This window comes from Kitasatospora sp. GP30 (assembly GCF_029892145.1).
Taxonomy (GTDB): Bacteria; Actinomycetota; Actinomycetes; order Streptomycetales; family Streptomycetaceae; genus Kitasatospora; species Kitasatospora acidiphila.
In genome coordinates, this window is record NZ_JARZAH010000058.1 from 1 (window position 1) to 22,428 (window position 22,428).

The window sequence follows — 22,428 nt, forward strand, 5'->3', positions numbered from 1 at the left end:
CCAGTCCATATGGACCTGGCCCTGTACGGACCCGACCGGGCCCTCGGAAAGCGGAAAGCGGAAGGCAGGCGGCAGGCAGCAGGCAGCAGGCAGCAGGCAGCAGGCAGCAGGCGGCAGGCGGCAACAAGCCATACAACGTTGCTGCTGGCACTCAGGCCTCCACGACCCCGTAGACGCGCGAACGCAGTTGTTCCTCAGCCCAGTCGGCATCCACGCGCAGGTCGAACCAGAGCCGGTCCCGCCGTCCTTCAGGCCGGTCCAGCCCGACCGCCGCCCAGCTGAACACCCCCCAGAGCACCTCCCGGCGCTGCCCAGGGGCGCTGACCGACAGCGCGAACGGCACCGCGATACCTGCCCGAGTGACGGTGATGCGCTGTTCATCCTGCGGGTGCGGGCGGCCGCCGGTGAGGAACCGTGGGAAGTCCGTCACCTTGAGCCACGCCACTATGGCCCCAGGTGCCTGCTCGCCGAGGATCCCGGCGATCGACTCCCGGATGGCCAGTGCAGGGTCTTCGCCCAGCCAGCCCAGCCAGTGGTCGGGGGAAGCAAGCCGGGAGAAGTCGTCCTGCGGTGGCCCGAACCGTTGATTCTCCTGGAACTCACCCGTCAGCGCCCCGTCCCGACCGACCTTCCAGCCACGGCGGATCGCCTCCGGCGGCACGTAGCCCCGGGGGTCATCGACGTACTCGGCGGCGATCTCGTACACCCAGCCGCCCGGGTTGACTGCCGCCTCTGCCACCAACCCGCGCGGCGGAGCCGGTCGTGCTTCACGACCATGTGACGAAAAAATCCCCACCGATGCCCCCCTTGCCCGCCAAGCCCGAACAGCTAGCCAGGCAGAACCGATTCTGCCCCACTCCCCCGGCTACCCGACCCACACTGCCAACAAGGCCAACCCGCCCTCCGACATGCCGTCAGACTCCGAACATAAAGCTCCCGGCGGCATCCGCACCTGACCAGTGATCCAACAGGCGCTGTCCGAGACCGGAAAAGCCCAGCACCGACAGCCGGGTACAGGCGGAAACCGACCACATCAGACAGCGGCAGCCACACCACAGACGCTTGACCCGGATCCGCCCCAACGCCGGCAACCGAGCAGCGGAACCCGGCCGGCAAGTGGGCGGTAAAGACCGGGTGCCGACCCCGGAACGGCCCGTCCTCGCCCGAGCGACGGCGGCCCCTGCCCTTGATGTTGCCAGGGACGAGCCGCTGTCGTTCGGAGCCGGCCGACAGTGGCTATCGGACGGTCACGGTGGTTGCCGGGGAGATGCGGTCCGTCACCAGGTGGCCGCCCTGCGAGGCGAGGAGACGGACACGGAACTGCTCCTTGCCACGCTGGTGGGCACGGGAGTTGACGGACAGTCGGCGCTCTGCACTGGGGCTGCAGGCGAGCTGGTGCCAGGCGCCCGAACCGATCCGCTGGTCGATGCAGGCATAGGTGGCGCGGGCCGCGTCGTCATCACCCCAAGCGGTCAGCTTGACGGACTGGCCCACGCGCAAGGTGTGGGTGCTGACGGAGAGGGTCACGTCGGACTTGGCGGAAGCGGTGCCGGCGGCGATGCCGACCAGACCGGCCACCACCACCGCGGTGGCGACGGTGCGGCGAAGAGCGATGTTCATTGGTCCCCCCAATGTGTCGGAAACGCTTTCACGTTGCTGATGGGGGCACGCCCGTGACGACGCATCCGGTTCCACGGATACGCAGGAAGTTCCCAGAAATCGTGTTCGGGCAGGTCAAGACCGGGCGGCCGGGGCCCGTGCGACCCGATGGCCTCCCGTGTACGCCACCGCAGACCGACAACCAGCCACATGCCGGCCGCGGCGCCGGGGCACGGCAACCCGGCCGAGCCGGCAACCCGGCGGCTGTCGCCGCCCTCCACCAACGGCGGCTGTCACGGCCCCCGTCGCACCGCCACCCCGCAGAGAATCCCGGCCGTCTGCGTACGTCACAACACACGACAACACCCACCACGACAACACCCACCACGACAGCACCCCGCGACAGCACCGACGGACACCAGCACCACCCCCAAGACCACCCCCAGGACCACCTCCAAGACGATCGGCAATGCACCCGGTCCTCAAGCTTGTCGAGTACGTCGACCAGCGAGTGGAAGCCACCTCGGCGACGGTCAGCCGATAGCGATGACAGGGTGGTCAGCGGGATTGATCCACTGCATGACCTGCGTCATGAACTCCGCTGAGACGGCGACACAGCCTGCAGTGGGGCCGGCCTGCGGCCCAAGGTCATGGAGGAAGATCCCGGCGCCACGGCCCTTGACGACGGGGTTCATGTTGAAGTCGATGACCAGAGCGTTGTGGTACTGGATGGGATAGTTGATGAGGTGTTCGCTGCCATCATCACCTGCCTCTGTGAGGTGGAAGCCGCCCTGGGTGTCGGTGCGCATCTGGTTGTAGTACGCGCTGGTGGGGTCCTGGACCCACCAGTCGTGGATGGTGACCTGGTGGTAGCGGATCCTCGTGCCGGGATTGCCGCCAACGCCGAAACCTTCAGTGATGGTGTACGTGCCGGTGGGGGTGGTGTCGGTGCCCTGGATGCGGGTGGCGCCATCGGTGATGCCATGGGAGCCGATCCGGGCCGCGGCGGTGAAGGCGATCATGTGCCAGAAGTCGGCCGTCTTGGCCCACAGCGTGACGGTAGCGTAGGAACCGGATGCCTTCACCGTGATGACCTGGGTGGCCCGACCGACCGCCACCGCCACCGCCACCGGGAATGGCACCGGGAATCGGAATGGGAGTGGGAGTGGGAATGGGCCCGCGGTGGGGCCGGCGATGGAGGAACCGGCAGGAAGAACCAGCTTCTCGCCCGAGCGGATGATGCCGGACGAGCTGGCATGGTTCGCGCCGGCCAACGCCGGACAACCGCCGGGCACATGCTCCCTGTACGCGATCGCGGAAAGGCTGCCGCGACACACAACGGTGCAACCGGATACCAGGAGAGTGCCGGGCCGGGCAGCGCAGGCTCGCGCACCGGTGGCGACGGCCAGGGCAGACAGAACGGCGGCCACCCCGAGCGCGACAGCGACCACCGCACAGCGGGCAACCGAGGCACCAGGCTCGGCACGACGGTCCCGGCACGCGGGCATCAAGGTCCCTCCTCGCATGAGGAATCCACTGAGAACGAGGCCGTGATGCGGCCCGATGCACTTCCCCGCCACCCGCTACGAGCCACAATGGCGCAATCGACGTCCATCATGACCACCGACACCCCTTTCAGCGCTGAGCGCCACCAGCACCCAGACGTGGCCGTCCCACTCCCGGAGCAGCCGCCGGGCCTTGGAGCCCATCTCGTCCCGAGCCCGCACAAAGACCCCGCGAGGCGGCGTCCAACCCCCTACGCAGGGATCCTGACCGCGACGCTGACCGACCTCGACACCGGCCAGCCCATGCCCGGCCAGCCCATCACCTTCACCACCGGCAGCACGCCACTGTGCACCTCCACCACCGACGCCAACGGCATCGCGACGTGCAACGCCCTCCTCGCCCCGCCGCTGATCATCCTCAACGGCGGCTACACCGCCACCTACCCCGAAAGCCCCAACTCCCAGCCCGCCACCGCCCACGGCGCACTGATCACCCCCTGAGGCCACAGACAGCCCCCGCCCCGACGATCAGCATCATGGGTCCGGGGCGGGACGCACGGCCCCTGCCACTGACAGCTCGGTCCGCGTCAAGACCTATAGACCGTGCTCAACCCAAGAGCTGCTCGAGCGTGTCCGAAAGATCGTCTAAGTCCGGGACGGTGTCTACCTCCAGTACTTCGAGCGCACGGGCCGCCGACTCGATGGTCATCTGCGCCCTACCCGACCAGCCGCCGGTCGCCACGCCCCGCTCAGTACCGGAGCAATGGTCAAATCCTGTGTATCGGTCAGTGTGGTCGGCAGGCTTCCCAGGCTGGCCGCTGGAGCTGTGCGTTGTACACGATGATGTCGGCGTGGTCGGTTGGGTGGGCTGTGGCGGAGTAGAGCTGTTGGGAGGGGATGTAGCGGCTGCGCCAGGACCGTTCGATTTCGGTGGTGTCGGCGGTGGATCCGGCCAGCGCTGTGCCTCGGTTCCGGGCTCGGTCCACCGTCTGCTCGAAGGGGACGGATACGAAGATGCGCAGGTCCCACCGGTCGATGAGTTCTGGGCGTAGGAGGAAGACGCCGTCGAAGAGCAGTACGGCGTCTGCGGGGGCGGTCGTGGCCGGTGGCGACAGTGGGGTGTCGGTGTCTCTGTCGTAGACCGCGTGTTGGAACCTTCGGTGTCCGCCCGGGCCTAGCGGGTCGAGCAGGACCCGGCACAACGCGGCGTGGTCGTGGGCGTCGAAGTAGCAGCCTTCGGCCGAGTACTGGCCGCGTCGGTAGCGCTGTGCACGGGGGAAGAGGAAGTCGTCGATGGTCGCGCGGATGACGGTGCGGTCCTGCGAGCGCAGGACGACGGCGAGTTCGTCGGCCAGCGTGGTCTTGCCGGCGGCGGGCGGCCCGTCGATGGCGACCCGCAGCGGGTGCGCGGTCGTGACGGACCTGATCGCCTCGGCCAGCCGATCGATGAGCTCGCCGCGGGTACCTTGATCCATTGCTGCCTCTCTCACGGTGTCTGTGTGTAGGCCACGTCAGGCTGCGGTCGCCGGCTCGCGTTCAACGAGGGCGCCCCGTTCGAAGCGGGCTCCGGCGCGGACGAGAGCGACCAGGTGGGGTGCGTTCACGGCTCGCCAACGGGCCTGAGCGGACTCGACGAGCTTGAAGGCCATCGCCAGGGCGGCGGCGCGGGAGCCGGCCCCCTTGGTGACCGTGGTCCGAAACCGGACGGTCGCGAAGGTCGACTCGATCGGGTTCGACGTCCGCAGGTGGATCCAGTGCTCGGCAGGGAAGTCGTGGAACGCCAGCAGCTCGGCCTCGTCATCAACGATCTTCTTGACGGCCTTGGGGAACCTCTCCCCGTACTGCTTGGCGAACGCGGCGACGGCCAGGACGGGCGCGCGCATGCCGCGCCGCCGGCAGTCCCGCAGCAGGCCGGCCCAGGACTGTGCGGACTCGCGGTAGCCGTCCGTCATCGCGACCAGCTCCTTGGTGCCGTCCGCACGCCCGCCCATGACGACCAGGACCGCGGCCCTGGCTCCCTCCAAGCGTATGCGCGGGTGGATACCGTCGGCCCAGACGTAGACGTAAGTCCGTGGCGGACAGGTCGCGCCCGCCGAATGCCTTGCGGTCGGCCTCCCACCGAGCGGTCAGCCGGGTCACGGTGGCCGGCGAGAGGCCGGACCAGGAACCGAGGAACTGCTCCAGCGCCGGCACGAAGTCCCCCGACGACAGGCCGTGGAGGTAGAGCAGCGGCAGTAGTTCGCTGATCTTCGGGGACTTGCGGCACCACGGCGGAAGGATCGCCGAGCTGAACCGCTTGCGCTCGCCCGACGCCGCACCGACCCGCTTGTCGTTGACCCGCGACGCCTTCACCTGGACCGTCCCGGCTGCGGTGGTCACGTCCTCGGCTGGTGGTAGCCGTTGCGGACGACCAGGCGGTACCCCTGCTCATCCCGCTGATCAGCCAACTCGGCTATACAGGTGTTGACCTCGGCCTCCAGGGCTGCGGCCGGCATCCGCCTGGCGCCCTCACGGACGATGTCGTCGATCACAGAGCCGGTCCCGGTCGTTCCACCGGCATTCACTACGCTCAGCACGGAGCGGACCTTCCCGACCCGCGCTGCTACGCGGGCCTACTCGATGACCCAGAAGCCGATCACTCGGGAAGGTACGCCCTTCGCGTCCAGCCCGAGGCCGATCCACAGGTCATGAGCATTACTCCCATACTGCGGCGAGCCGGCCTTGAAGCCCCGGCCGTACAGATGCACCGGTGTTCATCCCACATCCGCCTGCTGCTAAAGGCTGAGGGGCAGCGGGCACCTGTAGTCCCCCTGCGGAGCACAACACGAGCACTGCCGCGAACCTGACTGACCCTTACAAGACCAAGCCCACATCAACAGGCCACCGTCATCGATTCGCAGCAGCCTCTGTCCTGCCGCTACCGCGCCACGACGGTGCGGACCGTCATCGGGTACTTCCGCGGCGAGGACGGACCCCGCCCGGTGACGGTCGGCGCCCACTACCCGGCGTTCGGCGCGGCCTGCCCGCGGTGCGTGGGCGCCGGGGAGTTCAGGGGCTTCCTATGGACCGGCGGGCTTCTTCGAACGCGGGCGGCGCAGCTCGAACCAGACCACTTTGCCGAGCGGTTGGGGCTCGGCTCCCCAGCGGTGGGAGAGCCGGTGGACCAGGTGCAGGCCGCGGCCGCTCTCGGCGTCGCGGTCGGTGTGGATCCGCACGGGCATGGTGCGGCTGGAGTCCCGCACCGCGACGCGCACGACCACGCCGTCGAAAGTGGTGTAGAGCCGGATTGTCTGGCAGCCGGCGTGGCGGGCGGCGTTGCTGACCAGCTCTGTCACCAGCAGCTCCGCGTTCTCGCCCAGCTGCCCGAGCCCCCACGCGTTGAGGCGGGCCCGCACGGTCCGGCGGGCGAGGGCCGCCGACTCCGGCCGGCAGGGCATGTCCTGCCACTCGGTGTCCGCGTCCGTGGGGGCCTCTGCCACTGCTGCTGATGTCATGGGATCCGGGGCTTTCTGCGGAAGGTCGAGCGGCCCCCGCCCCGCACGGGAGACGCGGGGGCGGGACCGCCACTCATGCCGCCGGGCTTCGCGCAGGCCCTCGGGGTACGGGCCTAGCGCCAGCGGCTTCTAACCAGTGAACGACCGTCAGCGCCGAGTAGGGCAGGAAGAAGTTAGGGAATCTGCCCGCAAGGGACCGGAAAACTGCCCTCAGGATAATCCGACCGGCTTACACCAGGCGTGACGTCAGCACTACGGTGAGTACACCGGGTGAATGTCCTTCTCCGGCAGCGGATGGCTGAACGAGGGCTGCGCCAAGGCAAGCTGGTGCAGCTGATGAACGATCACGTCGCCCGGACCACCCGCACGCTGGGCGCATACTCCGAGCGCACCGTCTACAACATGCGTCGCCGACCTCAACACCCACGACCCGTCGTACGCCCCGGAGAGACTGGTGGCGCCTTCCATCACCGCGGACGGGCGGGGACCGGCCCGGAACGTGATGGTGGCCACCCCGGAGCCGGGCGACTGGTGCAATAGCCAAGCAGCTCCCCCTGCCGCACCCCCCGCTCCCCTACCTAGCCGGTTCGCCGCCCGCCACGCACGTGACCAGCACACGCTCGATGCCCCGGGCAAACGTAGAGTGCACCGCGCAATCACTGGCGCGGCGTCACAGGACATCGAAGAACTCCACGCTCGCCGGTTCCGCCGCCTGACGAACCCACCTCGAGCGCAGATCCGCCGATCTTCAGCCGGCTCTCAGCTCCGGGTACTGGATTTGGATGCGGAGAAGACCATCCCGCCCGGGCCGAGCGGTCGACGGGTGCCGGGAACCGACGCGGGCGGTCACGGGGAGGACAGCGCCTCCTGGAACGGGGAGCGCTCCACCGGAAGAAGCCGGGCCACGCCCCCGGCCAAGTAGGCTCCCCGGTCATGCGCGTACTGGTCCTTGAAGACGACCCCGAACTCGGCCCGGCGATCACGGCAGGCCTGCGCGAAGCCGGCTTCGCCGTCGACTTCGCCGGCGATCTCGCCGAGGCCGACTTCAAGCTCGCCGTCAACACATACGACTGCCTGATCGCCGACCGAGCTCTGCCCGACGGAGACGCGCTCACCCTCCTCACCGCCCAGCGCAAAGCGGGCTCCACCCTCCCGATCCTCCTGCTCACCGCGCTGGATGCGGTCACCGACCGGGTGGCCGGCTTCGAGCACGGTGCCGACGACTACCTCATCAAGCCCTTCGCATTCGCCGAGCTCAACGCCCGGGTGCGCACCCTGTGCCGCCGCGGCCAGCCCGCACGGCCGCCCGAACTGCGCGTCGGCGACCTGGAGCTCGACCTTCCACGCCACCGGGTACGGCGAGACGGCGTACTTCTCACGCTGACCGCGAAGGAGTTCGCGGTCCTGGAGGTCCTGATGCTGCGCGCCGCCGAGGTCGTCACCCGCAGCGAACTCATCGAACGCTGCTGGGACGAGCAGGCCGAACCGCTCTCCAACGTCGTCGACGTCCTCATAGGCCAACTGCGCCGCCGACTGGGCCCACCCGAGCTCATCATGACGGTACGCGGCGTCGGATACCGCCTCGCCGACCCGGCCACGGGCCTGTGACCTCGCGTACTCCCGCCGCCGCCCGCCTGCACCGCGCCCGGTGGGTGATGACCCTGCTCTTCACGGCAACGACCGCCGGCTGCCTACTGGTGCTCGCCACCATCGCCGTCCACACCGACAGCCAATCCCGCACCAACGATCTCGACAATGCCGTCAGCCACCGCGCCGACGGCCTCGCCCGCACCCTCTTCTACGACACGGGCGGAACCCTGCGCCTGGACTCGCTGCAGGAAGACGAACTCGCTCGTAGCGCCGAGGTTCTCGGCGTTCTCCAGACACTCCCGAACACCGGACCGCAGGTCCGCTACACGTACCCCTCCCAGACCGCCCTGCCCGACCAGGCGGAAGTCGACGAGATCTGGCAGGAAGTCCAACACGACCAGGAGACCGCCCTGGTCACCACCACGGCCGCCAACGGGCGCGAGTACCACTGGGCCGCAGCCCCGGTCTGGGACAACGACAGGATCGGCGCCACCGTGCTGGTCGGAGCCGATCCGGCCCCCAGCCAGGCGGCACACGCACGGCTGATCCAGTGGCTGGCCTCGGGCTGTGCTGCACTCGTACTGGCGGCAGCCGCAGCGGGCCACCTGCTGACCGGGCGCTCAATGCGGCCGGCTCTCCAGGGACTTGAGCGGCAAGAGCAGTTCCTCGCGGAAGCCGCCCACGAACTGCGCACACCGCTGGCCACCTTGCGTCTGGTGGTGGAGAACGGCAGCGCCACACCCCACCGGGCAACCACAGCCCTGGACGAGGCAGTCCGGCTGGTCGACCGGCTGGGCAAACTCGTCACCGGGCTACTGGCCCGCGCCCGGGTGGAAGCCGGTACCCAAGACGTCGAACTCACCCCGCTGCGCCTCGACCAGCTCGTCGAACAGACCGTGGAGGAGTTGCCGGATCCCAACGGCGTCACCATCACCACCCAAGCCGTCATCGTCGAGGGGGATCCCGAGCTGCTGACCCAAGCGGTCCGCAACCTCGTGGAGAACGCCCTACAACACGGCGGCGGCACCCCCGTCGAAGTGTCGGTCGCCGCCACCCGGGTCGCCGTACGGGACCACGGCCCCGGCATACCGCCCCACGACCGCACCCGGGCCTTCGAACGACGCGTCACCGGGCCCGCCAGCACCGGCACCGGCACCGGCCTCGCCATCGTCCGCTGGGTGGCCGAGCTCCACGGCGGCACCACCCGGCTCTCCCAGACCCCCGATGGCGGAACGCTAGCCGAGCTCCTTCTACCGGAACACAGCAGCAGCTGACCCACCCTAACAAGGCGCGGCCCCCTCGCCAGGCCGCCTCATCTTCATCTCATGCAGCCCCGGGCAGGGTGAAGCCATGTCCACTTCCCCCTCCAGCCCCACGTGGAGCCTGCGCTCCACCGCACTCCTCGCAACCGCCACGCTCGGCGTCGGCGCGGTCTTCTACGCCCTGCCCGCGGCCGGAACCACTCCCGGCGGGGACCCGGCCCAGGCTGCCCCGGCCGTGATCCGGGTCGACCAGGTCGGCTACGCCGTCGGGGAGGCCAAGCAGGCCTTCGTGATGGGGACGGAAGCCGGACTGAGCCGGGCCGGCTACCGGCTGGTGGACGAGCACGGCGCCACCGTGGCCACCGGCCAGGTCGGCAGCCGCACCGGAACCTGGAACAGCACGTACCCAGACGTCCACACCGTGGACCTTTCGGCCGTCAACACCCCGGGCAGCTACCGCCTCGAACTCACCGGCACGGCCAGCGGCAGCTCCCCGAAGTTCCGCATCGCGACCGCCAAGGACCTGCTCACCCCGCTCATCGAGGACAACGTCCGCTTCTTCCAGGCCCAGCGCGACGGCGCGGACGTCCTGCCCCACGTCATGCACCGCCAGCCCTCCCACCTGGCGGACCGCCAGGCAACGGTCTACGCCACCCCGCACTACAACGAGGACGGCACCCAGCTGCTCGACGCGAAACTGACTCCGGTGGGTGGCCCCATCGATGTCTCGGGCGGCTGGACCGACGCGGGTGACTTCCTCAAGTTCACGCACACCACCGCCTACAGCACCGCCGACCTGCTGCTGGCCCTACGCACCGCACCGCACGCCGCAGGCCTCGCCGACGAGGCCGAACAAGGCCTGACCTGGCTGGACAAGATGTGGGACGGCAAGACCGGCACCCTCTACGCCCAGGTCGGCATCGGCGCGGGCAACGACAACATCCGGACCGACCACGACATCTGGCGGCTGCCCGAGGCCGACGACAAACTGAACGTGCAACCGGGTGACCCCGACTACCTGATCAAGAACCGGCCGGTCTTCCGGGCCAACGAACCCGGCGCACCGATCAGCCCCAACCTCGCCGGCCGCATGGCCGCGGTCTTCGCACTCGCCGCGCAGAACAGCGCCCAGAGCGATCCAGCCGCCGCCAAGACCTGGCTCGACAAGGCCGCCGCCGTCTACACCCAGGCAAACACCCAGCCCGGCGGCGAACTGGTCACCGCATTCCCGCACAACTTCTACCCCGAGGACTCCTGGCAGGACGACATGGAGTTCGGCGCCACCGAAATGAGCCTGGCAGCCAAGACACTGGGCGACGACCGGGCCACAGACTGGCAGCAACAGGCGCAGCACTGGGCGAAGCAGTACATCACCTCCGACACCAAGGGCACCCTCGGCGTCGGCGACGTCAGCGCCCTCGCCCACGCCGACCTGCTCACCGCCCTGAAGGCGGACAGCGAGAACGACACGGACAGCGCGACCCCCAACGACCTGCGCGGCGACCTGCGCCGACAACTGGACGACGGCGTGAACCGGGCCGCCAAGGACCCCTTCAGGGCAGGCGCCGTATACACCGACTTCGACTCGGTACCGCACACCTTCGGCCTGGTCGCCACCGCACAGATCTACTCGAAGGCCACCGGCGACCACCGCTACGACGCCTTCGGCGCGCAACAGCGCGGCTGGGCACTGGGCGCCAACTCCTGGGGCAGCACCTTCATGATCGGCGCAGGCGAGGTCTACCCCCACTGCCCGGAACACCAACTGGCCAACCTCGGCGGCAGCCTCGACGGCACGGGCGACATCCTGCGCGGCGCCGTGGTCAACGGACCCAACGCGGCAGAAAAGCTCGCCGAACTCAACACCTTCCCCACCATGAAGCGCTGCTCCTCCAACCCCGGTACTCCCTGGAGCGACTTCGACGGGGCCAAGGCACGCTTCCTCGACGACGCGGGCGCCTGGCAGACCGTGGAACCCTCCGTCGACTTCACCTCCACCGCGATGCTGGCGTTCGCCCTGTCGCAGAGCTGAAGGGCTGAGCGGCGCGGCCCGCTCGTTCACCTCACGCACCAGGACCGACCTGCGCAGGTACGCAGGAGCCGCGCGCAGCCCTGCCTGGCCTCACCCCGCCCGGACTGGAGTCAGTGGTCTTCCCAGCGGCGGGCGTCGGCTGGGTTGACCTCGGCCGCGAGGTCATCCGCGAGCGCTGCAATGAGCCCGCGGCCCTCGATCCTGGGCACCCAGTCCTTCGGTAGGCGGACGTCGCCGTGACGGGCTCCGAGCAGGTTGCCGCAGATGGCGCCGGTGGAGTCGCTGTCGCCGGAGTGGTTGACGGACAGCAGCAGGGCATCCTTGACGGATTTCTGGGTCAGAGCCGCATAGAGCGCGATCGCCAGGGCCTCCTCCGCGATCCAGCCCGCGCCCAGAGATTCGACCTTCTCCGGCGTCGCCCCGCCCTCAGCGGCGAGGTCCGCGGCCTTGCGCAGCGCGGCCGTCGTCTCCTCGTGACCGGGATAGCGGGCGAGCAGCCAAAGGGTCCGCATGGCCGCACCCTCCAACGTGTCACCCTCGGTCAGGCAGCTGACCATGGCGGCCAACGCACCGGCGGCGTAGTAGCCGGTCGGGTGCCCGTGGGTGATCTGCGCGCAGCGGGCGGCGAGTTCGAAGGAGCGCTGGGCCCCCGAGCCGGTGAGGCCGAACGGCGCGGAGCGCATGACGGTGCCGCACCCCTTCGAGGCCGGGTTCACCGGGCCGGCGCTCCCGTCCAGCGGGCTCCAGTGGGTCGGGGCGTAGTTCTCCCGCAGACCGGACAGGCAGGCGTTGCCTGGCGCTCGCCGCGCGTACAGCCAGGCCTCGTCGCGCAGCCCGCTCCAACTACGGTGCCGGACTCCGTCCGCGGGCGGCGGCACTGGGTGCTCCTGGGTGTCCAGCCAGCGCAGATACGCGTCGCGCACCATCATGGTCGCCGCGCCGCCGATGCCCTTCGCCTGCTCCCGGCGGTAGGCCGCCGAGACGGCCTCGACGGTGAAGAGGGTCATCTGGGTGTCGTCCGTGATCCGGCCGGTCACGCCCTCCTGATCTGGGACCAGGTCTGTGATGCCGCCTGCACCGTAGGCGGCCCGGATCGCGCTGAGGGTCAGGAACTCGATCGGGTAGCCGAGCGCGTCTCCGATGGCGCCACCGAGCAGGCAGCCGCGCACCCGGGAGCGGAAGGCGGTCAACTCGCCCCAGGAGGGATACGTCAACCGAGGGGTCACCAATGCTCCAGGAATTCGTCAGTCAGTGCGGGCTGGAGCGCCCCATAGTAGGCGGCCGGGGTGACGCTCGGTCAGTGCCTGTGAGCAAACTGATCCACAGCTCTCGGCGAGGTAGGCCGGTTCACCGATAACTGCAGTAGAAGCAGGGCCTCTTGGTGGTCCAGGGGTGACGAAACCATCCGGCCGCACAAGAGGCCCTGCCATGTCGTCCACCGGCCCTGCTCAGGAGACGACGTTGATGAAGCTCATCATGCCGTTGTCCTCATGGGCCGCGATGTGGCAGTGGAACAGCCATCTGCCGGTGTAGTCGGCAAAGGGCACTCGCAGCACCACCTGTCCGGGCACGCCGTTCACGGCGTGCGGCACCATGACGATGTCCTGCCGAGCGGTGTAGGGCTGCGGCACGTCGTTCACCGACATCACCTGGAAGTGGCTGGTGTGCAGGTGGAAGGGGTGGTCCTCGCCGCTGAGGTTGCGGACGGTCCACTCCTCGACGGTGCCGAGGCGGGCGGGTGTGTCGAAGACGGAGGTGTCCGTCGAGAACTGCGCGCCGTTGATGTAGAACACGGTCCCCGCGGCGTTCTCGGACAGGTCCAGGGAGCGGTGCCGGGCGATCGGCGCGGTGGAGAGGTCCCTCGGAGCGGTGGGCATGGCGCCGGAGACGGTGGGCAGCCGGTCCACGGGGTGGCCGGCCACCACGATGTCGGCCAGGGCCACATCGGGGTAGGAGTCCCCCTGCGGGCCGTTGCTGTAGGCGGTGGTGCGCAGGATCGCTTCGCACGGGCGACCGTCCGCGGTGACGAGCACGTCGTAGCGCTTGCCCGGGGGCAGCAGGAGCGTGTCAGCGGTGGTCGTCCGCGCGACGGGAGTGCCGTCCTCGCCGATGACGGTGAAGTGGTGGCCGTCCAGCCGCAGCTGGTAGATGATGTCGGCTCCCGCGTTGACGAGGCGCCACAGCTGTGTCTGCCCCGGCTTCATGGACAGGACCGGCCGCAGTTGTCCGTTGATCAGCCGCACCGTCGGGTCGTTCGAGTTGATCGACGTGGTGGCGGTGTTCTGGACGATGTGACCGGTGGCGTCGATCTGCGCGTCTTTCAGCACGAAGGTGTGTGCACGGATGTGACGCAGCGGCCGGGGGAGCAGTGTGCGGTCGTCGCCGACGATCAGCGCACCGGACAGACCAGCGAAGATCTGGTTCTCCACATCGCCGGGGACGAAGTCGGACGCGGACCTGTTCTGCGCGGCCGGTGAGCCGGACGGCGGGCAGGCGGTGCCCATGGCGTGACTGTGGTACCAGTACGTGCCGAGCGGATGGTCGGCCGGGATGGCCAGCGAGTAGGTGAGGGAACTGCCCGGAGACACACACAGGAAGGGGTTGTCCGAGTGGTCCGACGGTGAGACGTGCAGGCCGTGGAAGTGCAGGTTGGTGGCGACCGGCAGGTGGTTGACCAGGTGGACGGTGACGATCGAACCGGGTGTCACGCGGATGGTGGGGGCGACGTACACGCCGTTGTACGACTGGCCCCACACCTTGCGTCCGGACAGGTCGAACCGCGTCGAGGCCGCGTCCAGGGTGATGGTCAGATCCTGGTGGGTTTCGGCGTCGGCGGGGTCGCGGAAGGGCGCTCCAGCCGTCATCCCCTCTTCCTGGGCGGCGGTGGACGGCGGCGAGTCGGCCGCCGCTGTCGATACCGCGACGGCCTTGGTCCAAAAGGTCGCCGACATCAGCAGGACCACCGCCGTCAGCGCGCGGATCAGGCGTCTTCGTGGTGGCAGGAGGCGTTCGGGGCGGGGCGTTCTTCCGGGGTCGTCGGACATCGGTGCTCCGTTTCATGTCGTACGGCAGGAGGTTCCACACGGCGCGGCATCCATCGATCGTCGGCCGAGGAAACGGCTTGTTCTTCCGTCAGCTCGCGAGAGCAGCCACGCCACGGGCACCCGAGGATATGTGACTCAGTGTTGCCGAACGGCTACCGATTCGCGACGCGGTCGAGGAGCGCGGGTACGCGACGGTGGCGGTGACGCGGACGGCCGGCCCAATGCCGAGCACGGGCGGGATCGCCCGCGGGACGTGCGTGCGGGGTCGCCTTCGTCGAGGTCGCCCCGCCCACCGCGAAGACGGCCGTCCGTTGGCGCCCCCGCATGGCACACCGTGACCTTCCGACTGGCACATCGGAACGGCCCTCGACGTCATGGCCGTTCTCGGTGATCTGTCGCACCGGGTGGCCCGGACGCACCGCGTCACCGAGTTGCCGGGCCAGTTCCGGGGCCCCTGCGTCCACCAGGTGCGTCTCGGTCTTGCGAGCGTTGGTGTACTAGCCGAAACCACCGCCGCCCCGGGCCAGGCCGCCACTCGTCCGCGTCCAGCTCGTTCGTCCCAGCCCGCTCAGTTCTTCGCGGGCTGCAGGTACTCCACCTGGACCCTCCCACGCGCAGACCAGGCCGTGCGACCACCGGGACGCCCCGGAAAGGAAACCCGAGACACGGGGTCAGATTCCCGGCCCGGCGAGGTAGGTGTAGCCGCCGGCCAGGCTGGAGCTGCCACCGACGGCCTTGACGATCACGTCAGCTGCGCCTGCTGCGTTCGGCGGCGCGACTGCCGCGATCTCGGTGTCAGAGACAACCGTAAACGGAGCGCTTGGCCCACCGGTACTTATGGCATTGGGGCCGAACACTACCTGCTCAGTCGAACTCAGCTCGGTACCGGTGATGGTGACGAGCGTGCCGCCCGACAACGGCCCCTCGGCGGGAACGAGGGCGGTGATCGTCGGGTTGGCGACATAGCTGTAGCTGATGCCGTCGGCGCTGCCTCCCGCGGTAACCACGGTGACCGGAACAGTCCCGAGACCGCTTGCTCTGGGTACCGTGACAGAGATCTCACTGGCGCTCACGCTGGTGATCGTGCCCGCGTTGGTCCCGAAGTTCACGGCACTGGCAGTGACCAGGTTCAGACCGGTGATGGTGACGGTGTTGCCGCCGATGAACTGTCCGCCGTCGGGGCTGACGGAGACGATCGATGGGGCGCCCACGTAGAAGAACGGTGCCGGGGCGCTGGTGCCGCCCGCGGTTGTGACCGTTACTGCCACCGTCCCCGTTCCCGCAGGTGAGACGGCGGTGAGCCGGTTGGTAGAGACATTGGTGATGTTGGTCGCCGACTTGGAACCGAAGTTCACTGCGGTTGCCCCGTCGAGGTTCGTGCCGGTGATGGTCACCGTGGTACCACCAGCGGTGGTGCCCTGATCCGGAAGGAGAGGCATGGCATCCCTCACGCAACGTAGACGTTGTGCGGGCGCTTGCATCCCCTCCACGCGAGAGGCGCGTTGCGACATCGCTGATGCAGGAAATCACCAGGCATCGTGAGCGGGGCCCGGCACGTGCCGATGGCAGCGCACCCTCTGCGAAGGGATGGGCGGCCCGCCGGTTCGGATGTACATCAGTAACTCGCCCAGCCAGTCGCATGGCAAGAGAGCTGTCGCCTCGTCACCCATTTGGTCGAGCATGCGACTCCCCCCGCCATCGCGCACTTCTCCCCGCTCCGGGAACGGTCCCGGAATCTCCCGGTCGTTCTCCAACTCGGCCGCCGGGCCCAGTCGTCGCACTCGCGGAAGATCCGGATGCGGCGGCGGTTTTCGATCAGGTCGGCGGCGTAGCGGCGGTCTTCGGCGTCAAGGGCCGGGCTGTCCAGACGGCCGAACGCGGCCCCGAAACGGGCGATGGGGTTTTCCCGGCCCGCAGGCCGCGCTGAGGGACCGCCAACGCCCACATCGGCCACCATCGACGGCGGCCAGGACCTGGCCGCCGTCGCGGTGTGGAAGCCCGCCGCGGTGGAGGCTCAGGTCAGCCCACGCAGCCGGGAACCGTGGTGGGGCTGCCGAAGCAGTTGGTGGGGTTGTTGGCGAGCACGGCGGTGAAGTCGAGCGTGACGCTGCCGCTGTCGTTGAAGACACCACCGGGGGCGTTGGTCGCGGTGTTGCTGACGACCTTGCTTCGGGTGAGCGTGGTGGTGGCGCCGGCACCGCCGAAGTTGGCGACTCCGCCGCCCGCACCCGTGGGTCCGGATGCCGCGTTGTCGATGACGGTGCTTCGCAGGACGTTCAGCGTCGCGTCGTTGGCCACTCCGCCACCCATCTCGAGCGCCGTGTTGTTGACGACGGTGGTCTCGGCGATGGTCATGTCGCCGTCGTTGGCCAGGCCGCCACCGTCGTGGAGCGCGGTGTTGCCGCTGATGAGGCTCCGGTAGACGTGCGTGGTGGACCCGGTGTTGCCGCCGATTCCACCCGAGAAGTCGGCGTTGTTGTCGCGGATGATGCTCTGCCTGACTTTGAGGACGCCGTCGTTGCGGATGCCGCCTCCGAAGTCTCCGGCCGCGTCACCGTTGGTGATGATGGCGTCGCGGAGGTCCAGGCTTCCAGTCGCGGCGACCGTGAGGATGCGGAAGGCGGGGGCCGACACGTCGCGGGTGATGGTGGCGCCGTCGCCCTCGATGGTGATCGCGTTCTGGATGGACGGCAACGCGGTCGTCAGGGTGTAGATACAGCCCGGGGTCAGGGCGAGCGTGCCGCCGGAGGTGTTCGCGTTGGTGATCGCAGTCGCCAGCGCGCTGGAACTGCACGGGACGAACGTGTGCGCGGCTGCCGGGGTGGCGGCCACGCCGGTGACGATGAGGGCGGCCGCTCCGAGGGCGCTCAACGTGCGGATCGCCAGCTTGCCGTGGTTCATTGCTGCTCCTTGGTGTTGAGGATCGTTCGCGGGACCCGCGTGCGGCGTGTCCGGGAACGGGTTTGGGGTGTGCTTGGCTCAGGCCCGTCGCGGCCTGAGTCCTCGGGTGTGGTCTTGTCGCACCTGCTCGGGCGTCCGGCCGGTGATTGCCGAGTGGTGAGCATGTCGATGGGCGCCCGCGCGGGGCTGCCGTCTACGCGGCGGGTACGGCCAGGCAGGGGTAGGCGCGGGGGAGGGTGATGGTGCCGATGTCGGTGGTGACCGCCGGGTCCACAGGGCCTGGAGTCAGGGCAGGCCGCGGTGAAGGCAGGAGTGGTGCCCGAGATGACGGTGAACCGCGCGGCGGCCCCGCCCGGAGCGAGATGGGAGAAGTGGCCGGACCCGTACCCGTGATCGTGGTGGGCGGCGCGCCGCCCACCGGCCCCGAGACGGGGCTGGGCGCCGTCACCGTCGAGGTGTCCGGGTGGGTGTAGTCGAGAACGGTGGCAGGGCCCCCGGCTGTGATCACGGCCGCAAGTACGGGTCCCACCGCCGCTTGGGGCGGGACGGTAAGAGCCGCTGGGCCTGCGGTCATTGCGAAACCGGCGGCCGTGGCAGTGCTGCCGCCCGTGGTGGGCCCGGGCCGCAGGCCGACACCTGGCACCGGGGGTGGCCTGACGTAGCGGAACGGTTCCGGGGTGCCGGTTGCGGCACTGGTGGTGACCGTGCCGTCGACGGTCCCCGCGCCCGCTGGACCGATGCCGGTGACCTGATTGCGGGTGCTGCCGATAATGGCGGCCGGGGAGCCAAAGCGCGCGGCGGTGGCGCCCGCCGGGTTGATCCCGGCGATGGCGACGAGGGTGTCGCCCCTGGTGGGCCGCTGGTTCGGACTGACGGACCGCAGGCTCGTCAGGACGCTCACCGCGTTCGCGCCGTTGTCGGTCATGTAGGACGACAGCCTGTTGGGAGTGACCGCGCCCCTGCTCGGGGCGATGCCGACCGGACCGGCGCTGCCCACGGTGTCGATCACACACACCGTGCCGTCACCGTTGTACGCGACGAACGCGCGGCATCCACCCGGTGTGATCGAGATGCCGATGGGCCCTGCCCCCACCGGCACGGTAGAGCCCTTGGCCACTAGCCCTGGTGTCGGGCGAGCGCGGTCAGTCGCTGTCGTCATGAGTCCCCTCCGGTCAGACCCGGGACCGTCGACGACCGAAGACCATCGCATTCACGACAGCCGACATGACGTTGATTCTCTTCGCCGGGGGCGCCCAACAGCAGCCGGACCGGAAGCACATGTCTCCCAGCGGTCCGATGCCCCCGGCAAAGGGATGGGCGGCCCACCGGGTGTAATCGCTACGAGTAACTCATTCGGGCACAGAACGTGGCTACCAGAACGCCCGCTTCTCACCCGAACGGCCGAGCGCGCTCGAGCCGGAAACGCTCCAGCGGGGACTGCCGGCCGGCGAGGGTGCGGATCCAGTCGGACGCGAGCCGCCCGGTGAGCGGCTTGGGCGAAGGCGTCCTTCTCGGCCTCGGTCAGGTCGCCGACTGGTTCCTGGCCTTCGCGTCGCTGGGCCTGGTCGAGCTGGGAGGTGGCGGCAGTAGCGGGGAGAGCGTCATGCAGAGTGCACTGCCCGCGCTGCGAACCGGTAACGGGCGCCAGCCGTGGCAGGGGCCCACCGCGCTACGCCGACCAGTCCCATCTCGACCGCGAATTCACGGCTCTGGCCGGTTGCGCGCCGAGCGTCTGGCACGCGGAGATGTCCGAAATATCCAGGCGGGTCACCACCCGGTGACGTGACGCTGGAGTCACAACCGCCGACGAAGGGAGGGGCGCGATGAGCGCCGAATCGACCAAGAAGTCCTTGCCTGCGTCCCAGGTCTGGCCCCACGCTGCAGGCGAAGGACGGCAACGAGCAGCCCCGGTGGGCGTGGCGGGCGCGGGGCCCGGCCGGACTGTTCTCGAACACTTTGTGCGAGCAATCCGGCCGAGCTTTTCTCAAATGAATGTCAGCTCAACGCGTTTGGTGATCAGTAGGGAAAACTCTGGTCTTGCGGAACCCGGTATAGTGGCTCGTCCGACTGCACGGTCGCCCGTCATTGGCTTCCGCCAGGCGCGATTCATTCAAGAGCGCCTACCAGAGGTTTTCGAATGAAAGTCCTCATCGCTGGTGGATCCGGATTCGTGAGCAGCGTCATCGCCAGGGCGTGCGCCGCTCGCGGTATCGATCCGATCATTCTCGATACATCCACTTCGACAACGTCCGTGGAGTACATACGCTATACCGGAGAGGCTTGCGACAAGCATCTTATCGACGTCATCTTCGCCGAGCACCCTGATATTGTGGCGATCTTCGACTGCACGAATCCGGAGACCACCTGTTCGGATACAAATGCTCGCAGCGGAGTACGGTTCCTCGGCTACGTACTGCACGGCGGACGGCGGAAATTCGTCTCCATGCCGGTCCTCTTCTGTGAAGTCGGTGACCTTCCGTGATGCGCCGGTGAGTGGGCCGACGACCCGGCGGCCTCGATCGTGGCGCCAACGCCACCAACGGCGGGCTCATTCCGGGTGGTCGCGCCGTTGCCGGGGGACCCTGGCAGAACGCAGTAGCCGGCTCGGGTAGGACGGGACGGCGCGCGTCATCGCGAGGCAACGGGCGGCCCCTTCATACTTGGTGGGAATCCTCGAGGCCAGCAGCTCGGGCGGGGTGAGGATCCCGTTGACCGAGGGCCAGTGCGCCCAGATCACCAGCTGGCGAGCACCGCAGTCGACTGTGCAGGCATGGTCGGGGTCGGAAACCGATAGCAGCCATCCCGCCGGGAGACTCAGCAGGTTTTGGCGGGCTGAGATTTTCGCCGGCGCGCCGGAAGGCATCAGCCAGTAGGTGAGTTCCGTCCGCAGGTCCACCAGGACCGGTCCGAGCTCGTCCTGGTTGGGACCGCCGGCGAGACACTTGAGCAGCGGGATGCCGGTGGCGCAGGGAAGAGCGACGACGTCCCACCGAACGCCTGTCGGCAGCTTGAGCAAGCGATGTGGCTCCGAGGCCCATCTGATAACGGGATAATCTCTTCGGTAGCGGCCGAGTGCGCTACTCAACCAGAGGCTTCGGGGCATGGTAGCGGCAGTCTGCTCGATGACACCTGGGCGCATGACGGTATCCGGCTCCTTTCAACCGGCATGGTCGCCCCCCTGTCGCCTTTACAGGCGACAGGGGGGCGAAGCGAGAAGGGCCCAGTATTGCTTGTTCTCCGGCATATCGCACCTGGCCTCACTCGTAGGAGTGAGCAGGTCGTCGCAATATTACGCTCCGCTGTAACCAGCACTCGCGCTTTATTTCAGCACCTAACAAGGGCGGTTTTTTCGCCGCACACAGCGATGCTTTGCATGGGGTTCCCGACTTTCCGGTTCCTTGGGGCCGAGGTTTTGGGACTCGGGGGCGCGTGCGCTCCGGCCGGCCGAACACCCCGCTATCACCCACGGTCGTGGCACGTCCGGGCCGCGAGGTGGCAGTGGCGTGCGCGACAGCCGTCGGCGGGCCGCTCCGGCTGGGACGGGTGCGCGATGGTGGGACCCGCTCCGCCCCGGGGCGGCTGATTTCCCCCAGCGTGCAGTGGGTGCTCCAAGGGGCGTTCGCCGCCGAGCCGGGCCAAGGCCTGAGCCTTCGTCAAGGCCGCCTGGGATGGCGGGCGGCGGACCTTGCCGACTGGGCAGGCGTGCGGCCCGGTGTCGGTGGCACGGGCGGGCCGCTCAATGGTGATCCTGTGACCGCTGGCGGTGACCGTGTGCCCTGCTCCCTCGGGCGCCCTGTCGAAGCAGGCGATCACGGCCCCGCGGGTAGTGGTGACCGACAGATGAGGTTCGTCCAGCCGTCTGCGGATCTTCACCGCGGCACCCGCGAGTTCTGCGGGAAGTGCGTAGAAGTTGCCTTCGAGTTGGATGAGCCCGTCGGGATCGACCCTTCGCTGGGTGCAGGTGCGGGCCGGGAAGGGCTTGGAGGGAAGGGGCAGGAGGGTAGGGACCTCGCAGCCCGTCCGTTGGCGCCGACCGTCCGATCGCTCGGCCAGGCGGTCCAGACTGCTTTGGGCTGCCAGCATGCCGAGATCGCCGGCCGCGGTGGCCCACCAGTGGTGGAGCACAGAGCGGTGGGCGCGGACGACGGGGCTGGGCGGGTGGGCCTTCGGGCGGATCGCCAGTGTGGCGCCGTAGTACGTGGCGACCTGCTGGAAACCGGTGGTCAGCTTCCCGGTTGAAGAGCAGACGGGCGGGGTCCGCTCGAACAACCAGCGCTGACCGGTACCACCCAGCCGGCGCAGCACTTGGTCGACCGCCTGGACGGTGTGCGGGAGATCCTTGATGGCGACAATGGCCGCTCGCCAGTGACCGGAGCGCGTGAGCGCGCCCATGAGCAGGTCCGCCTTGCGCCCGCAATCCCAGTCGGCCGGCGGATTGGGGAGCTGGACCCAGTCGAAATGCACTTCTTCGAGTGGGCCGTGGATGTTGCGCGCGCTGTCGCGGGAGCACACTGCGCAGTGCGGGCGGATCACATGTCGTCGCAGCGCGCGGGTGAAGGTCGAGTAGGCGCGCTGGTATCCCAGTTCGAGGACCTCGGCGTGGAGGGTGCTCGCCTGAAGGTGCGGATCGTCATCGAGGCGCTGCTGACAGTAGGGGACGAATCGCAGGAAGTCGTCATGGGACACGACTCGCACCCCTACGGTCCGGTCCCCGCTGAGGTAGGCCCTGATCGTCTTTCGATCGCGGTCCAGGTGTCTGGCGATCGCCGAAATCGACCACCCCTGGCGCCACAGGACGCAAACCTCGCTGTATTCCTCTGCGCTAAGCATTCAACCCCTAAGCAGGTGTCACCTTCACAAGGCCCGGATTAGTGATGGCCGTCAGGCATGGTCGAAGAATATAGCACGCATCGGGCCCGCCCGGCGAGCAGAAATGTTTCTCCACGAAGACTTTGTGAGTAATTTTGCAGAGCGCCGCGAACCCTCGGTTCTTCAATGGAG

16 protein-coding genes and 1 pseudogene are annotated in these 22,428 nt (G+C 68.7%); 5 read left to right on the top strand and 12 right to left on the bottom strand.

The features are described from left to right. Nucleotides 1–151: 151 nt before the first annotated feature. The 3 genes from P3T35_RS38165 to P3T35_RS38175 all read right to left on the bottom strand — a co-directional run bounded on the left by P3T35_RS38165 (nt 152) and on the right by P3T35_RS38175 (nt 3,107). On the bottom strand, nt 152–739 hold the full coding sequence (locus tag P3T35_RS38165) for a hypothetical protein (RefSeq protein WP_280709531.1): 588 nt from the start codon (nt 737–739) through the stop codon (nt 152–154). A gap of 497 nt (nt 740–1,236) precedes the next feature. Next, on the bottom strand, nt 1,237–1,620 hold the full coding sequence (locus tag P3T35_RS38170; protein ID WP_101378198.1) for a hypothetical protein: 384 nt from the start codon (nt 1,618–1,620) through the stop codon (nt 1,237–1,239). A 512-nt stretch (nt 1,621–2,132) separates the two neighbouring features. Further along, entirely contained in the window at nt 2,133–3,107 is a 975-nt protein-coding gene (locus P3T35_RS38175) for a L,D-transpeptidase family protein (protein WP_101378199.1), read from the bottom strand. A 300-nt stretch (nt 3,108–3,407) separates the two neighbouring features. Between P3T35_RS38175 and P3T35_RS38180 the strand changes: the two genes are divergently transcribed. Beyond that, the gene (locus P3T35_RS38180) at nt 3,408–3,605 is read left to right on the top strand and encodes a hypothetical protein (protein ID WP_101378200.1); all 198 of its coding nucleotides are present in this window, start codon (nt 3,408–3,410) and stop codon (nt 3,603–3,605) included. A gap of 284 nt (nt 3,606–3,889) precedes the next feature. On the opposite strand, the gene P3T35_RS38185 is transcribed toward P3T35_RS38180, so the two are convergent. The 3 genes and pseudogenes from P3T35_RS38185 to P3T35_RS38195 all read right to left on the bottom strand — a co-directional run bounded on the left by P3T35_RS38185 (nt 3,890) and on the right by P3T35_RS38195 (nt 6,583). Beyond that, nucleotides 3,890–4,579: a cytidylate kinase family protein gene (locus P3T35_RS38185; RefSeq protein ID WP_101378201.1), complete on the bottom strand. Its 690-nt coding sequence runs from the start codon at nt 4,577–4,579 to the stop codon at nt 3,890–3,892. Nucleotides 4,580–4,615: 36 nt separating this feature from the next. Further along, nucleotides 4,616–5,680, bottom strand: a pseudogene (locus P3T35_RS38190) (transposase). Nucleotides 5,681–6,163: 483 nt separating this feature from the next. Further along, nucleotides 6,164–6,583, bottom strand: coding sequence for an ATP-binding protein (locus tag P3T35_RS38195; RefSeq protein WP_280709533.1), 420 nt, complete (start codon nt 6,581–6,583; stop codon nt 6,164–6,166). Between the two features lie 948 nt (nt 6,584–7,531). Between P3T35_RS38195 and P3T35_RS38200 the strand changes: the two genes are divergently transcribed. From P3T35_RS38200 to P3T35_RS38210, 3 genes are all read left to right on the top strand, one after another. Further along, nucleotides 7,532–8,206 carry a response regulator transcription factor gene (locus tag P3T35_RS38200; protein WP_101378204.1) on the top strand — a complete coding sequence of 225 codons (675 nt, stop codon included), beginning with the start codon at nt 7,532–7,534 and terminating at the stop codon, nt 8,204–8,206. After that, nucleotides 8,203–9,462, top strand: coding sequence for a HAMP domain-containing sensor histidine kinase (locus P3T35_RS38205; protein ID WP_280709534.1), 1,260 nt, complete (start codon nt 8,203–8,205; stop codon nt 9,460–9,462). The genes P3T35_RS38200 and P3T35_RS38205 overlap by 4 nt, the downstream gene beginning before the upstream one ends. Before the next feature lie 76 nt (nt 9,463–9,538). Further along, nucleotides 9,539–11,482: a glycoside hydrolase family 9 protein gene (locus P3T35_RS38210; RefSeq protein WP_101378205.1), complete on the top strand. Its 1,944-nt coding sequence runs from the start codon at nt 9,539–9,541 to the stop codon at nt 11,480–11,482. A 110-nt stretch (nt 11,483–11,592) separates the two neighbouring features. On the opposite strand, the gene P3T35_RS38215 is transcribed toward P3T35_RS38210, so the two are convergent. The 4 genes from P3T35_RS38215 to P3T35_RS38230 form a co-directional block, all read right to left on the bottom strand. Further along, nucleotides 11,593–12,708, bottom strand: a complete 1,116-nt coding sequence (locus P3T35_RS38215; protein WP_280709537.1) for an ADP-ribosylglycohydrolase family protein — start codon at nt 12,706–12,708, stop codon at nt 11,593–11,595. 222 nt (nt 12,709–12,930) lie between these two features. After that, on the bottom strand, nt 12,931–14,526 hold the full coding sequence (locus P3T35_RS38220) for a multicopper oxidase family protein (protein ID WP_280709539.1): 1,596 nt from the start codon (nt 14,524–14,526) through the stop codon (nt 12,931–12,933). 671 nt (nt 14,527–15,197) lie between these two features. Continuing rightward, entirely contained in the window at nt 15,198–16,007 is an 810-nt protein-coding gene (locus tag P3T35_RS38225; protein ID WP_348533458.1) for an IPT/TIG domain-containing protein, read from the bottom strand. A gap of 538 nt (nt 16,008–16,545) precedes the next feature. Next, complete coding sequence (locus tag P3T35_RS38230) at nt 16,546–17,427, bottom strand: hypothetical protein (RefSeq protein WP_101385644.1); 882 nt, start codon at nt 17,425–17,427, stop codon at nt 16,546–16,548. A 2,137-nt stretch (nt 17,428–19,564) separates the two neighbouring features. Here P3T35_RS38230 and P3T35_RS38235 point away from each other — a divergent pair. Further along, on the top strand, nt 19,565–19,909 hold the full coding sequence (locus P3T35_RS38235; protein ID WP_107503394.1) for an NAD-dependent epimerase/dehydratase family protein: 345 nt from the start codon (nt 19,565–19,567) through the stop codon (nt 19,907–19,909). 66 nt (nt 19,910–19,975) lie between these two features. On the opposite strand, the gene P3T35_RS38240 is transcribed toward P3T35_RS38235, so the two are convergent. Both P3T35_RS38240 and P3T35_RS38245 read right to left on the bottom strand, forming a co-directional pair. Beyond that, a complete protein-coding gene (locus P3T35_RS38240) occupies nt 19,976–20,443 on the bottom strand; it encodes a hypothetical protein (RefSeq protein ID WP_101385642.1) in 468 nt (155 codons plus the stop codon). A gap of 443 nt (nt 20,444–20,886) precedes the next feature. Next, nucleotides 20,887–22,257 (bottom strand): helix-turn-helix domain-containing protein, encoded by a 1,371-nt coding sequence (locus P3T35_RS38245; protein ID WP_180356931.1) that lies wholly within the window; start codon nt 22,255–22,257, stop codon nt 20,887–20,889. Between the last annotated feature and the right edge of the window lie 171 nt (nt 22,258–22,428).